General features: G+C 59.3%; 13 protein-coding genes and 1 tRNA gene. 4 read left to right on the top strand and 10 right to left on the bottom strand.

Annotated features, from left to right (window positions below; genetic code table 11):
- The first annotated feature begins 36 nt into the window (after nt 1-36).
- Together K5K89_RS28640 and K5K89_RS11420 are read left to right on the top strand one after the other, a co-directional pair.
- On the top strand, nt 37-240 hold the full coding sequence (locus K5K89_RS28640) for a hypothetical protein (protein WP_261401099.1): 204 nt from the start codon (nt 37-39) through the stop codon (nt 238-240).
- A gap of 8 nt (nt 241-248) precedes the next feature.
- Nucleotides 249-1,100, top strand: coding sequence for a DUF4198 domain-containing protein (locus K5K89_RS11420; RefSeq protein ID WP_222541424.1), 852 nt, complete (start codon nt 249-251; stop codon nt 1,098-1,100).
- On the opposite strand, the gene K5K89_RS11415 is transcribed toward K5K89_RS11420, so the two are convergent.
- Both K5K89_RS11415 and K5K89_RS11410 read right to left on the bottom strand, forming a co-directional pair.
- Nucleotides 1,094-1,843: a creatininase family protein gene (locus K5K89_RS11415; RefSeq protein WP_222541423.1), complete on the bottom strand. Its 750-nt coding sequence runs from the start codon at nt 1,841-1,843 to the stop codon at nt 1,094-1,096. The two genes, K5K89_RS11420 and K5K89_RS11415, sit on opposite strands and share 7 nt — an antisense overlap.
- 19 nt (nt 1,844-1,862) lie before the next feature.
- Nucleotides 1,863-3,194, bottom strand: a complete 1,332-nt coding sequence (locus K5K89_RS11410; protein WP_222541422.1) for an MFS transporter — start codon at nt 3,192-3,194, stop codon at nt 1,863-1,865.
- A 137-nt stretch (nt 3,195-3,331) separates the two neighbouring features.
- Here K5K89_RS11410 and K5K89_RS11405 point away from each other — a divergent pair, with 137 nt between their 5' ends.
- A complete protein-coding gene (locus K5K89_RS11405; protein WP_222541421.1) occupies nt 3,332-4,267 on the top strand; it encodes a LysR family transcriptional regulator in 936 nt (311 codons plus the stop codon).
- Here the strand turns inward: K5K89_RS11405 and K5K89_RS11400 are convergent.
- The 3 genes from K5K89_RS11400 to K5K89_RS11390 form a co-directional block, all read right to left on the bottom strand.
- Nucleotides 4,250-5,287, bottom strand: coding sequence for an alpha/beta hydrolase family protein (locus tag K5K89_RS11400; protein ID WP_071489744.1), 1,038 nt, complete (start codon nt 5,285-5,287; stop codon nt 4,250-4,252). The two genes, K5K89_RS11405 and K5K89_RS11400, sit on opposite strands and share 18 nt — an antisense overlap.
- Nucleotides 5,288-5,296: 9 nt before the next feature.
- On the bottom strand, nt 5,297-6,661 hold the full coding sequence (locus K5K89_RS11395; protein ID WP_083351565.1) for an ArnT family glycosyltransferase: 1,365 nt from the start codon (nt 6,659-6,661) through the stop codon (nt 5,297-5,299).
- Between the two features lie 404 nt (nt 6,662-7,065).
- Nucleotides 7,066-8,016: a LysR family transcriptional regulator gene (locus K5K89_RS11390; RefSeq protein WP_222541420.1), complete on the bottom strand. Its 951-nt coding sequence runs from the start codon at nt 8,014-8,016 to the stop codon at nt 7,066-7,068.
- A gap of 98 nt (nt 8,017-8,114) precedes the next feature.
- Between K5K89_RS11390 and K5K89_RS11385 the strand changes: the two genes are divergently transcribed.
- Nucleotides 8,115-9,329 (top strand): MFS transporter, encoded by a 1,215-nt coding sequence (locus K5K89_RS11385; protein WP_222541419.1) that lies wholly within the window; start codon nt 8,115-8,117, stop codon nt 9,327-9,329.
- Nucleotides 9,330-9,516: 187 nt separating this feature from the next.
- Here K5K89_RS11385 and K5K89_RS11380 read toward each other — a convergent pair.
- The 5 genes from K5K89_RS11380 to K5K89_RS11360 form a co-directional block, all read right to left on the bottom strand.
- A tRNA-Gly gene (locus K5K89_RS11380) sits at nt 9,517-9,592 on the bottom strand.
- A gap of 63 nt (nt 9,593-9,655) precedes the next feature.
- Entirely contained in the window at nt 9,656-10,216 is a 561-nt protein-coding gene (pgsA, locus tag K5K89_RS11375; protein ID WP_003232771.1) for a CDP-diacylglycerol--glycerol-3-phosphate 3-phosphatidyltransferase, read from the bottom strand.
- A 32-nt stretch (nt 10,217-10,248) separates the two neighbouring features.
- Complete coding sequence (uvrC, locus tag K5K89_RS11370) at nt 10,249-12,072, bottom strand: excinuclease ABC subunit UvrC (protein ID WP_222541418.1); 1,824 nt, start codon at nt 12,070-12,072, stop codon at nt 10,249-10,251.
- 1 nt (nt 12,073) lies between these two features.
- Nucleotides 12,074-12,715 carry a UvrY/SirA/GacA family response regulator transcription factor gene (uvrY, locus tag K5K89_RS11365; RefSeq protein ID WP_003190387.1) on the bottom strand — a complete coding sequence of 214 codons (642 nt, stop codon included), beginning with the start codon at nt 12,713-12,715 and terminating at the stop codon, nt 12,074-12,076.
- A 151-nt stretch (nt 12,716-12,866) separates the two neighbouring features.
- Nucleotides 12,867-13,232, bottom strand: coding sequence for a helix-turn-helix domain-containing protein (locus tag K5K89_RS11360; protein ID WP_071489634.1), 366 nt, complete (start codon nt 13,230-13,232; stop codon nt 12,867-12,869).
- Nucleotides 13,233-13,263 lie beyond the last annotated feature (31 nt).

Below are 13,263 nucleotides of genomic sequence, written 5' to 3'. Positions count from 1 at the left end.
GTTCGACTGCTACCTCGAACACGATGACCAGGTGAAATGCGAGGCCGGCTACACCGACGGCAGCTCCGCCGTCGGGAGAAAATCCGTGTCCAGGATGCCCGCAACAAGCTGCTGCTCGAAGGCAGCATCGGCGCGGACAACACCTATACGTTCCAGGCCCCCGCAGGCGACTACACCGTGTTGTTCCTGGGTGGCGACAACCATGACGCGACCATCCAGTCCGCCGACATTTCCAGGTGAAACAGACCATGACCTTCACACGACGACTGTTCCAAACCCTCGCCGGCGCCACTTTCGGCTGCGCGGCCTGTGCCGCCCAGGCCCACTTCCAGATGCTCTACGTCGAAGACACGGCGCCACAGCGCGGGGATAAGCTGGAGTTTGCGCTGGTGTTCACCCACCCCTTTTCCGGCGGCCCCACCCTGGTGATGGACAAGCCCCGGGCGTTCAGCCAGGTGAGCGCCCACGGCAGCAAGACCATCGACCTGCGCCAATACCTGCGGCCGGTGCAGTGGCAGAGCCGCGACAACCAGGCGACGGCCTATCGTGCTTCAATCCCGCGGGAGTTGATGCGCTCGCTGGGCGACCATATTTTCGTCCTCGAACCCGAACCCTACCTGGAAGCCGAGGAAGGCCTGTACATCCAACAGTTCACCAAGCTGATCGTCAACGTCGGCGGCGTCCCCGGCGACTGGACCGAGCCGCAGGGCTTGCCGGTGGAGATCCAGCCGCTGAGCAAACCCTACGCAAACTGGACGGGTGGCGTGTTCCGCGCCGTGGTACTGGCCGATGGCAAACCGGTGCCATTCGCCGAAGTCGAAATCGAATACCTCAACCATGCCGTCGATATCGAGCAGAACAGCTTCGGCCAGGCAGCCTACGTCACCGCGCCGCAAGCTTCATTCAACGCTCAGAGCACCTACGCGGACGCCCAGGGCATCGTGACCCTGGGCTTGCCCCGCGCCGGTTGGTGGGGCATTGCCGCGCTCGACATCGGCGCGACCAAGACCCACAAGGGCAAGCCGCTGTCGCAGGATGCGGTGTTGTGGGTGCAGGCCAGGGACATGGTGCCCGGCAAGGACTCAGGTATCGCTCATTGAACTATTGGCTCGCGACTGAACGCCTCGACTTCGCGAATCAAGCCCTGTGCCGCCATCATCACCAGGTCTCGCCCTTTCTCCGGCGAGGCCTGCGCCGGGTCCGAGCCCATGCGCCCATCGACGTGGCGGGCGCGGAAGTCGAAGGCCTCGCGGATCGGTCCCCACGGCGCGATCCGGGGTGAGTAGTCGGCGGTCTTGATCGAGTCCGGGTAGGCCCATTGGGTCACGGCGATCTCGGACGGCGTGGCATGGATGCCGTGGCCGGTGGGGAACTGCGCCTTGGCCAGTTCGCCCACGCCTTCCAGGTCCCACCAGTTACATAACTTCAGGGCGAACCCCGCCGGGCGACGGGCAAAGCTGGCTTCGGCATACAGCTCGGAAAACGCCGCTTCAATGGACGCGACGTTGCCGCCATGGCCATTGAGAAACAGGATCTTTTCAAAGCCATGGGCCGCCAGCGAATGCACCCAATCGCTGATCGCGGCAATGAACGTCGAGGGCCGCAATGAGATCGTGCCGGGGAAGCCGATATGGTGCTGGGCCATGCCGATATTGAAGGTCGGCGCGATCAGGATATCGGCGCTTTTTTGCGCCTGACACGCAATGATCTCGGGGCACATCCAGTCGGTGCCGAGCAGCCCGGTCGGCCCGTGCTGTTCGTTGGAGCCGATGGGGATGACGATGGTGCGGCTGCGCTCGAGAAAGTGGCCGATCTCGGCCCAGGTCGACAGGTATAGAAGCATCTTGGGTTCCTCAGGGTTTTCAATGATGGCGGGCCACTCGACCCGCTCTGTATTCGCCCGCCGAGCCGGTGCGCGTTCGCGGTTTGGTCGCGATGATCACGAACGCCGCGCACAGGAACACGCAGCCCACGGCTACGACCCCCGTGTTCAAGCTGCCGGTGGCGGTTTTGGCCCAGCCGATCATGGCCGGGCCCCAGAAACCACCGGACAGGCCGATGGTGTTGATCAAGGCAATGCCGCCTGCGGCCGCGTCGCCCTTGATGTGCTCGGAGGGCATCGCCCACAACACGGTGTAGGCCATGAACATCATGCTGATCGACAGGATCAGCAGGGTCATAGACCCCACCAGGTGGCCGCCCGCCAGGGGATAGAGCATCAGCAGGAGCGCACCGGTGGCCGCCGGGACGGCGCAGTGCAGCCGGCGCTCGCCCAGGCGGTCCGAACGGCGCCCGATCCAGTACATGCCCAGTGCCGCCCCGACATAGGGCATGGCGGCATACCAGCCCACTTGCTGGGTGTCTTGCAGGCCCAGGGTCTTGATGATCGCCGGCAGCCAGAAACTCATGGCGTAGATCGAGAAGATGATGCAGAAGTACGCCGAAGCCAGGACATACAGCTTAGGGTCGCGCAGTACCGCACGGAACGAATGGCTGCGGGCATTCGTCGTGCCCAGTTCGGTTTCCAGCAGCTGTTTTTCCGCCTCATTCAGCCAAGGCGCATCGGCGGGCCGGTCGGACAGCACGCAGTACATGAGCACGCCGAGCAATACACAGGGCAAGCCTTCAATCAAAAACATCCATTGCCAGCCGGCCAGACCGCCGACACCGGCAAGCGTGGTGATGAGCCAGGCCGACAAGGGTCCGCCCAGAATGCCGCCCATGGGGCCGGCGATAAACACAATGGCAATCGCCCGCGCCATGCGGTTCGGGCCGTACCAACGCGACAGGTAATAGATCATGCCGGGAGCGAACCCGGCTTCGAATACGCCGAGCAGAAAACGCATCGCATAGAACGTCGGCACGTCCCGTACAAACAACATGCACGCCGAGGTAATGCCCCACAGCACAAGGATCCTGCTAAAGGTTTTACGCGCACCGATGCGGGGCAGCATCAGGGTGCTGGGCAGTTCGAACAGCACGTAGCCGATAAAGAAAATCCCCGCGCCGGCGCCGTAGGCAGCATCGGACAAGCCCAGGTCACTTTGCATCTGCAGCTTGGCAAAGCCTACGTTGATGCGGTCCAGGTACGCAAAGACATAGCCGATGAACAACAGCGGCAACAGCCGCCAGTTGAGCTTGTGGTAGAGGGCAGAAATGGCTGCACTTTCTGCCGGCGCCAGGGAGGTTGGCATACGAGTCTCCAGTTGTTTTTGTGGGTCTGCGTACTTGCCAATTCAGGGTGCGCCGGCCCACGATAAGCAGCAAGAGCAACGAAGCTCACTTAGCGTTGCTCTGCAGGCAACACAACTTCTGGAGCGGGTCATCCTTCATGCGTGAGATCAATCAACAACGTCTTCGCTACTTCCACGAAGTGCTGGTGCACGGTTCGATCAGGGGGGCGGCGGACAGCATCAACACCTCGCCCTCGGTGATCACCCGCCAGATCAAGCTGCTGGAAGAGGAATTGGGCGCCAAGCTGTTCGAGCGCCAGGCCCGTGGCGTTCAGCCCACCGAGGCGGCGGCGCATCTGCTGGAGTTCTGGCGCGGCTATCGCTCGCACCAGGAAAAACTCGAAGACCAGTTGCAAGCCATCAAGGGCCTGCAGCAAGGCCATGTGCGGGTGGTGATCAGCGAAGGCTATGTGGATGCGCTGGTCGACAACGTGCTCGCGCCTTTCAGCAAGCAATACCCCAGGCTTGAAGTCACCCTGGACATCCTGCCGGTGGACGATGTGCTCAACGAAGTCGCCGAAAACCGTGCGCATATCGGCCTGGCCTACAACCCGCCGCCCCATCCACACATCGACTACCGCGCCGCCTCGCTGCAGCCGGTGATGTTGCTGGTGCGTCCCGATCATCCGCTGGCAGTGCGCGGCACCATGGTGACCGTGACGGAGGTGTTGGAATGCCCATTGGTGCTGACGCCGACCACATTTGGTATTGGCCATGCCATCACCCTGCTGGAATACGCCGAGAAGATCGAAGTACGCCCGACCCTGGTCAGCAACTCCCTGGCGGCACTCAAGCGCCTGGTTGCCACTGGCGGCTTTGCCTCGCTGGCCGGGGAGTTCGCGGCCTATCGGGAAATTGAAAACGGCGAGCTGGCATCGGTGCTGATCGACCATCCGCTGTTGCTGGGGGTGGAGGCCAAGCTGTTGGTGAAGGCCTCAAGACCGCTGGCGGCACCCGCTCAGGAATTGTTGACGTGGATGCTGGAGCGGTTGCCGATGTTTAAAGCGCAGAGCGATTCACATCCCCGACGTTGAGGACTTGACCCAGCGACTTATGAGTTCCAGGGAACCCGGCGCATAGGCGTGGCGCCCCAGTGCCATGAACGCAGACTCTTTCCACACAGGCCATTGCGATACCAATTGATCATTGAACAGGCCGGCCCTCAACAAACTGTGGGTGGCGTTGGGGATGACCACAACGTGTCTATCCCTGGCGCCTGCAAACATCTCCCTGTAGACGCTTGAGTCCTCGGCCGTATTGACGTTCAGGTCCTGGTCGCCCCAAACCGCCAGCACCGGGCCTTGCATGGTTTTCACTGCGCCAGTCACCTCTTCGTTGTAGTTTTTCTGGACGAAGTTGAAATGAGCGCGGTCCATACCGGGAAACAGGTGGGGACTGTAGGCTTGATTCGCTGTGCCGAAAACCTTGTCGTTCTTCTCGTATTGCTCTTTGATAATGGCGTCGATCTCATTCTGGGAACGGCCTTCCTCCGCCAAACGCACCTGCGTGTAGTACATGCCTTGTCGGCGCCAGCTCACGGCCCCGCCGATAATCACTGAAAATCCAGGGGCTCCTTCACTGGCGGCACGCGGAATGACCCAGCCGCCTTGGGAAAAACCCAGGAACCCGACCTTATCCGGAGCAACCCCCTCCTGCTTGCGAACCTGGGCGAGCGCGGCCACCGCTTCCGTGGCACGGTCCGCCATCGACTGGCTGAGCCAATGGCCTGTGCTCTCGCCGATCCCCTGTTTGTCCCAGGTAAACACGCCGATTCCAGCGTCGAGCAAACTGTTGATCAGCGGGAAGTAGCCGTGGGCTGCGAAGCGGTCCATGGGACCATCCCCATGAATGATCAGCGCCACGGGCGGCGCCTGGACATTCAATGGCAAGGCCAGCGTTCCGACCAATTGTGCATCGCCAGAGCGAAACGTCAGCGTCGAAACCCGAGCGTCCTTCAGTTCCATATCGGACAGGTTTTGCAGGACGACTACCGCCAATGCCAGCAGTACTGCGCAGATGCCTGCGCCCGCAAAAACCGCCAGCTTTTTTTGCACGCCCACTGTTCACCAGAACCAATAAGGCAGGAATTTAGGCGTCGGCTCATGGGCCAACTCCAGATGGTAAGTAACGCAATTGAAGAAAAACATATCCAGTATGAGAAAGGTGACAGCCCCGAAAGAAAAGATGACGAACTCACGATGGGGATGCCCGTGAAAACGTGATTCCAACCAGGGCCGCACGGCGACTAGCGTAATCAGACCCAGGCAGGCACCGAGGTAGTTGGGCTGCAGCGGGGTCACCGCATACAAGCTGTACCCATAGGCAAGTAACAGCATCACGAGGCCTATCAGCGGCAACTCCAGGCAGAACCCAAGCAGTTTTTTCCGGGTGTTTGCAAACATTTCACTGCGGTCCACGAAGACATAGGCCGCCAACAACGAAATAGCTGGCGTGATCGACAGTATGTAACGCGCCTTTTTCGAACTTGGAATCGTGAACAGCACAATGATCACAAGGAGCCAGCCGGTGAGGTACAGGAGCATGTTCGTGGCGGCATGAGGCGTACTGTCGAAAAAGTGTTTGCCCTTCCTGATGATCACACTCACTGCAATCAAGGCGGTGACACCGTAGGTCAGCAAGCCTGCCGAAAAGTAGAAGTAATAACGGGGCGCGTGATCACTGCCGAACCGCCCGAGTCCTTGCATGATCAAAACCTCTTGCAGAAAAGCATCGCCGCCCTGCACATAGGCCGCCCAGGTCAGCACCGCGATACCCGTGGCCAGGACCAGGCCCGCCAATAATGAGAACACCACCAGCATGCGCCACTGCCGGCTCAACAGGTAATAAGAGGCGACGACACTGGCAGGTCCGATCAGGCCGATCGGGCCACGAAACGCAAAGCCCAGTGCCAGGCCCGCGAGTACCAGCGGCAACCGATAACGCTGTTGGTGCACCTCGCCCGCGTAGGCCAGGTAAAAGCACACCACCGTAAAAAGTGCCGGGTACACATCCAGCGCCAGGGAGTTCACGCCATCCAGAAATGACCAGGTGAACAGCGCAAACACCACCCCGTAGGCGCCCCACTTCTTCTCATGCAAAGCCCCCAATTTATAAATGAACACCAACATCAACGCGGCAGCGACGCAAAAAGGCACGCCCATCGACAGAATGGAGACACGGCCAAACGGCAAGGACACCAGATAAACCAGGAGTGTATTGATCACCGTGTAATCGGGGTAAGGCTGCAGATCTTCGGCGATTGGAAACAGCGTGACGCCGTGCGCAAGCATATATTGGGCAAAGTCGACAAAGCGCGTGGTGTAATTGAGCACGGCGGGCTTGTATTGCAAGACAGCCAATAGAATAAACGCGACGACAAAAATAAATGAACAGGGCTTTTTTACAGCCACTTCCTTTAGCTTATTCATACGACCTTGCCGTCCCTGAAAAAAGCGCAGACTAGCACTTTGCTTTTCAGGCGTTCCAGATTGGAAAAGTGAAGAGTTGTAAAGGCCGCACACTGTATTCATTCAACCCGGCAACTCGCCGTGGCATTCTGAACATTCGCTGAACATGCGTTAAAAAAATGCGAAGTCAGCCTAAGAAAAACTTCAACTGAATTTAATTTAGCGCCTTGTTGTGTGCGTCATGTGAAGAGGCACCAAGGAATAGTTTTATAAACAATCCGGTCACCTTGAAAAATAAGCAGTCCGTGCAAAAATTCGGAACAAGAGCAAAAAGCAAGGGTAGACACCCGGTGGTACATCAATCAGTTATCCGCACATCAACTCCCTGTTCTCCCCCTCAATCCCTCCTCGTAAGATCGCGTGGCTTACAGCCTCCTGGCATCAGGCATTTCAAGGCCTGACAACAACTGATCGGTTGCGCAATCGAACTGTTCGATAAGGAAGTCCAGCAATACACGCACGCGGGGAACCCGGTAACGGTTGCCATGTAGCACCGCGTAGACGCCGGCCTCTGGGACACAAAAGTCAGGCAACAGGACGTTCAGTCGTCCAGCACAGATATCGGCTGCCGCATCCCAGATGGTCTTGCGTGCAATGCCATGCCCGGCCAACGCCCATGCACGCGCGAGTGCGCCATCATTGGTTTCCCATGCCTGGCTCATAGGTACGGTGTAGTTCCATGCCTGACCGTCCACCAGAAAGTGAAAGGTGTTCAAGGGCCCTGCGCCAGTCACCAGCACGATGAACTTGTGGTTAACCAGGTCAGCAGGGGTCTGCGGTTCGCCGTATCGCGCCAGATAGTCAGGCGAAGCGCACAGTACTCGCCAGTTGGGCGCCAACTGCCTGGCGATCATCGAGCTTTCATGTGGCTGCCCAAACCGGATTGCCAGATCAATATCGTCCTGCAGCAGATTCGACACCGAATCCGACAACGTCAGCGCAACGGACAGTTCCGGGTGCAACTTACTGAATGCCTCAAGCCAGTCATTCAAAAGATTGCGGCCAAAATCGGCAGACGCGGATATCCGTACCTTGCCACGCACCTCAGTTTGACTGGCTTGAAGCCCCGCTTCCGCCTCATCAATCGCCCGCAATGCGACCCAGCATTGCTGCAAGTAAAACCGACCTTCTTCCGTAAGGCGCAACTGACGCGTTGTGCGATCAAACAATTTGGTGCGCAGCGCCGCCTCAAGCTTGATAAGGCGCGCGCTGGCCGCGGCTGGCGACAGCGCCAGTTTGCGCCCTGCGGCAGACAGGCTGCCGAGTGCTGCCGCCTCGACAAACAAACGCATATCACCCAATCGGTCAGTGGCCATATTCAATTCAAATTTGATAGTTCATCAAATGTTAAGCCAATTATCAAATCGTAGGCAATTCATCACACTCATGCCTCCTCTCCCATTGAGCACAAGTCATGACCGGCAAATCACAGGTTGAAAATGGCTCTTTCACAACATCGAGCAATATCGAACACCTCACTACCGAGGGTCTCCCACTGACGGTCCTGTTGGCGCTGACATTGGGTAGCTTTATCGCCACCGCCAACGAAACGGTGCCGGCAGGACTTTTGCCGCAAATCGCCGAAGCATTTGGTGTGTCGCAAGCATGGGCCGGTCAGATGGTGACGCTGTGTGCACTGGGCTCAGGGTTGGCGGCTATTCCTTTGACGCTCGCGTTGCAGGGTTGGCGTCGGCGCGGGGTGCTGTTACTGGCGGTCGGGGTGTTTTGCGCCTGCAATGCGGTGACCGCCCTGTCGCCCTGGTTTGCATTGACGCTGGCGGCTCGCTTCATGGTGGGTATTGCAACCGGTCTGGCCTGGAGCCTGCTGGCCGGCTACGCCAGACGGTTGGTCACCCCACCACTGCAAGGTCGCGCTATGGCGCTGGCCATGCTCGGTATCCCTCTGGCACTTGCCCTGGGCGTACCGCTGGGTGCCTGGCTCGGCAAACTGCTGGGATGGCGATGCGTGTTCGGGACGCTCTCAGGACTCAGCCTTTTGCTGATGGCCTGGATCTATCTGAAAGTGCCTGATTACCCCGGACAACGCGCCGATCGACGCCTGCCGCTGCGCAGGGTCTTGCAAACCCCGGGGGTGCGGCCGGTACTGGCGGTGGTCATGGTCTGGATCCTGGCCCATTACACCTTCTATACCTATATTGCTGCGTTCCTGGCTTCTGTTGGCTTGGCCGATCAGGTTGATCAGGGCCTCCTTGCATTCGGTATTGCGGCCTTGTTCGGTCTATGGATGATCGGCACGCTGATTCATGGCAGGCTTCGTAGCCTGGTACTGCTCAGCCTGACAGCATTCACCCTGGTGTCGTTTGCCCTTGGGCTGGGTGACCTGCCCGCCAGTGCGATCTACATCAGCATGGTCTTGTGGGGGATGAGCTTCGGTGGCGCGCCAACTTTACTGCAAACCGCCTTGGCTGAAGTTGCCGGAGACGGCGCTGACATTGCGCAATCGATGCTGGTCACCGTCTTTAACCTGGCGTTTGCAGGCAGCGGTGTGATCGGTGGCGTTCTCTTGGAAACCTGGGGGGCAAGCGCTATTCCCTGGGTAGCGCTGGCGTTGTTGCTGCCGGCGCTGATGATGGTCTCGGTGGCCAAGAGGCATGCTTTCAGGCGTTGACCGTTGAGCTGTGCTAACAATCGGCAATCGAGACTGGCCGAATGGCGGACACGACTCTGCACCAAATGAGTCCATTTGCCCGTGCACGTCGATAAAAATCAAAGTCACGAAAAAAGAGGACGAAGCGCCCACCCAGTAAATTGCAGGCAAAAAAAAGCCACTCGTTAGAGTGGCTTTTTTTTGTGTTTGGAGCGGGAAACGAGACTCGAACTCGCGACCCCGACCTTGGCAAGGTCGTGCTCTACCAACTGAGCTATTCCCGCGTCTTGGTGATGCGCATTCTATAGAATTATCAGAACCGGTCAACCCCTTGATTCGAAAATGTTTTATTTCTTTTCAACGGTGGTGCGCAGATGCGGCCAGGCAGCGCGCAGGTACTGGAGCATGGACCACAAGGTCAGGCCGGCGGCGATGAGCAGCAGGGCGTAGCCGGTCAACACCCAGAAGGAGAAGTCCGACGGGTTGGCCAGCAGGATCACCAGCGCGAGCATCTGCGCGGCGGTTTTCCATTTGCCCATGTTGGAGACAGCGACGTGGGCGCGGGCACCGATTTCGGCCATCCATTCGCGCAGTGCGGACACCACGATTTCGCGGCCGATGATCACGGCGGCCGGCAGGGTCAGCCACAGGTTGCCGTGTTCCTGCACCAGCAGGACCAGGGCGACGGCCACCATGAGTTTGTCCGCTACCGGGTCGAGGAACGCGCCGAACGGCGTGCTCTGTTCCAGGCGACGGGCCAGGTAGCCGTCGAGCCAGTCGGTGGCAGCCGCGAAGGCAAAGACGGAGCTGGAGGCCGCATAGCTCCATTCGTACGGCAAATAAAACAACAGGATGAAAATAGGAATAAGCAGGACGCGTAGAACGGTGATCAGATTAGGGATATTCATCGGCACAACTGGCTACGAGGTGGAAAGGCATTCTATTCGCTGTGCAGATTCGCATAAATCAACTCAGCGAGCTTTTTACTGATACCGGGAGCTTTGGCTATTTCGTCAATGCTGGCACGGGATAGCTCCTGCAAGCCACCAAAATGTTTAAGCAAGTCGCGTCGCCGTGTCGGCCCGACGCCCGCCACCCCTTCCAGGGTTGAGGTTCGCCGGGTTTTGCCGCGTCGGGCGCGGTGACCGGTAATGGCGAAACGGTGCGCCTCATCGCGGATCTGCTGGATCAGGTGCAACGCCGGTGAGTCGCCCTTCAAGGTGAACTCATGGGCGGCATCATTCAAGTACAACGTCTCAAAACCGGCCTTGCGCGTAGCGCCCTTGGCCACGCCGAGCAGGATCAGGTCGGGCACCGCCAGTTCGTTGAGTACGTCGCGGGCCATGGACAGCTGGCCCTTGCCACCGTCCACCAGGAGGATATCCGGCAGTTTGCCCTCGCCGTCCTTCAACTTGCTGAAACGCCGGGTCAGGGCCTGGTGCATGGCTGCGTAGTCATCGCCGGCGGTGACGCCTTCGATGTTGTAGCGACGGTAATCGGCTTTGATCGGCCCTTCCGGCCCGAACACCACGCAGGACGCCACCGTGGCTTCGCCACTGGAGTGGCTGATGTCGTAACACTCCAGGCGCTGCGGCGGCTCGTCCAGGTTGAGGACTTCGGCCAGGGCGTCGAAGCGTGCGGCGACGTGCTGTCGATTGGCCAGGCGTGCGCCCAGGGCCTGCTCGGCATTGGTCACGGCCAGTTGCTGCCAACGGGCTCGCGTGCCGCGTACGCGATGGCTGATGTCCAGCTCGCGGCCGCGCAATTCGTGGATCGCCTCGATCAGCGTGGGGAAGTCTTCGTGCACCACGTTGACGATCAGCTCCGACGGCAAATCGCGCTCCGGGCTGCTCACGTAGTACTGGCCCAGGAAGGCCGCCATGACCTCAGCCACATCTTCGTCGATACCGGTCTGCGGGAAGAAGTTCTTGCTGCCCAACACCCGCCCGCCCCGCACGCTGATAAGGTGCACGCAGGCACCGCCCGGGTTGACGAAGGCGGCGATCACATCGACGTCACCGGTACCGCCTTCCATGCTCTGCTGGTCCTGCACGCGGCGCAGCAGGGAGATCTGGTCGCGCAGTTCGGCGGCCTTTTCGAAATCCAGGGTGCTGGCCGCCTGCTCCATGGCGCCGGAGAGTTCGTCGGTGAGGGCATTGCTGCGCCCTTCGAGAAACATCACCGAGTGACGCACATCCTCGGCGTACTCGGCCGGCTCCACCAGGCCCACACAGGGTGCCTTGCAGCGCTTGATCTGGTATTGCAGGCACGGCCGGGTGCGGTTCTTGTAGAAGCTGTCTTCGCACTGGCGCACAAAAAAGGTCTTTTGCAGCAGGCTCAGGCTTTCGCGGATCGCGCCGGCGCTGGGATAGGGCCCGAAATACTTGCCCTTCTGCTTCCTCGCGCCTCGGTGGATGCTCAGGCGTGGGAAGTTGCCGTCGGATAAAAACACGTAGGGGTAGGACTTATCATCGCGCAGCAGAATATTGTAAGGCGGCCGCCACTCCTTGATCAGCGTCTGCTCAAGCAGCAGTGCTTCGGTTTCATTGGCGGTGATGGTGGTTTCGACCTGGGCGATGCGCGCCACCAGCGCGGCGGTTTTCGGCGCGAGGCCGCTCTTGCGAAAGTAGCTCGCCAGGCGGTTCTTCAGGTTCTTGGCTTTGCCGACATACAGCAGGCGCGCCTCGCTGTCGAACATGCGGTACACGCCGGGGCGGCCACTGCAGGTCGAGAGGAAGGCACTGGGATCAAACGGTGTGGTCATGTCAGGCGCTGGCGTCCACCATGCCGTGGCGCACCGCGAGCAGGGTCAATTCAACATCACTGCTGATGGCGAGCTTCTCGAAAATGCGATAACGGTAGGTGTTGACGGTCTTGGGCGACAGGCACAACTTGTCGGAGATCGTCTGCACCTTCTGGCAGCCGACGATCATCAGGGCAATCTGGATTTCCCGCTCCGACAGCGCATCGAACGGCGAGTCGCTGGTGGGCTGGAAAGATTTGATGGCCAGTTGCTGAGCGATCTGCGGGCTGATGTAACGCTGCCCGGCAAACACCAGGCGAATGGCTTGCACCATCTCGGCCAGGCCGGCGCCCTTGGTCAGGTAACCGGCCGCGCCGGCCTGCAACAGGCGCGTCGGGAACGGGTCTTCTTCACACACGGTCACCACCACGACCTTGATGTCCGGGTGGCTGCGCAACAATTTGGTCGTGGCGCCAAGACCACCGATACCGGGCATCTTGACGTCCATCAGTACCACATCGGGTTTCAACTCCCGGGCCTTGATCAGGGACTCTTCCCCGGACTCGGCCTGACCGACTACTTGCAGGCCATCGATGTCAGCCAGCATTCGTGTAATGCCTGTACGAACGAGATCATGGTCATCGACTACTAGCACCCTAATCAAGCAGACACCTCGCGATATGGTCTTATAGGTTGCTGAACACCTTAGCAAAAAACCAAGGCGCAGACCTAGCTGCAAGCGTCATATATATAGAGTTTGAATACACAGCAGCCGTCCACCCTGCGGTGGACGGCTCTATTTGTTGGGCAGCAGGTCAGGAATCCTGGGGCTGCGGTCTGCTTTTTCCATTCAGTGACACGGAGTGCTCGGCCAGGCTTGACGTCAAGCGACGGATTGCAGCCTGGTCTTCCTTGAACATCGCACGGTAGTCACCCAATACTTTTTCTTCAACCTGGCTCAGGTTGTCCAGTTGAATCGGGGTAGGCGTACCGGTCAACACGTACAGCACATCCACACCTTTCTCGGCGACACGCGACAGGTAGTCCGCTTTAGGCGCCCGTCCTCCACTTTCGTATTTACCTTGTGCGTTGGCTTCAACGCCGCCTATTTCACCAAAAACTTTTTGCGACAAGCCAAGTCGCTCCCTTTCTTGCCTCAAACGCGAACCGATTCCACTCATTTGGATGTATGATCCTGGTTGGGACACCCCA

The sequence above is a fragment of the Pseudomonas sp. DR208 genome (genome assembly GCF_019823005.1).
Classification (GTDB): Bacteria; Pseudomonadota; Gammaproteobacteria; order Pseudomonadales; family Pseudomonadaceae; genus Aquipseudomonas; species Aquipseudomonas extremorientalis.
This window is presented reverse-complemented; position numbering and strand designations above follow the sequence as displayed.

Coding starts and splice junctions, on each gene's coding strand:
- K5K89_RS28640 (WP_261401099.1), top strand. CDS start 37: ATGCGAGGCCGGCTACACCGACGGCAGCTCCGCCGTCGGGAGAAAATC.
- K5K89_RS11420 (WP_222541424.1), top strand. CDS start 249: ATGACCTTCACACGACGACTGTTCCAAACCCTCGCCGGCGCCACTTTC.
- K5K89_RS11415 (WP_222541423.1), bottom strand. CDS start 1,843: ATGCTTCTATACCTGTCGACCTGGGCCGAGATCGGCCACTTTCTCGAG.
- K5K89_RS11410 (WP_222541422.1), bottom strand. CDS start 3,194: ATGCCAACCTCCCTGGCGCCGGCAGAAAGTGCAGCCATTTCTGCCCTC.
- K5K89_RS11405 (WP_222541421.1), top strand. CDS start 3,332: ATGCGTGAGATCAATCAACAACGTCTTCGCTACTTCCACGAAGTGCTG.
- K5K89_RS11395 (WP_083351565.1), bottom strand. CDS start 6,661: ATGAATAAGCTAAAGGAAGTGGCTGTAAAAAAGCCCTGTTCATTTATT.
- K5K89_RS11390 (WP_222541420.1), bottom strand. CDS start 8,016: ATGGCCACTGACCGATTGGGTGATATGCGTTTGTTTGTCGAGGCGGCA.
- K5K89_RS11385 (WP_222541419.1), top strand. CDS start 8,115: ATGACCGGCAAATCACAGGTTGAAAATGGCTCTTTCACAACATCGAGC.
- pgsA (WP_003232771.1), bottom strand. CDS start 10,216: ATGAATATCCCTAATCTGATCACCGTTCTACGCGTCCTGCTTATTCCT.
- uvrC (WP_222541418.1), bottom strand. CDS start 12,072: ATGACCACACCGTTTGATCCCAGTGCCTTCCTCTCGACCTGCAGTGGC.
- K5K89_RS11360 (WP_071489634.1), bottom strand. CDS start 13,232: ATGAGTGGAATCGGTTCGCGTTTGAGGCAAGAAAGGGAGCGACTTGGC.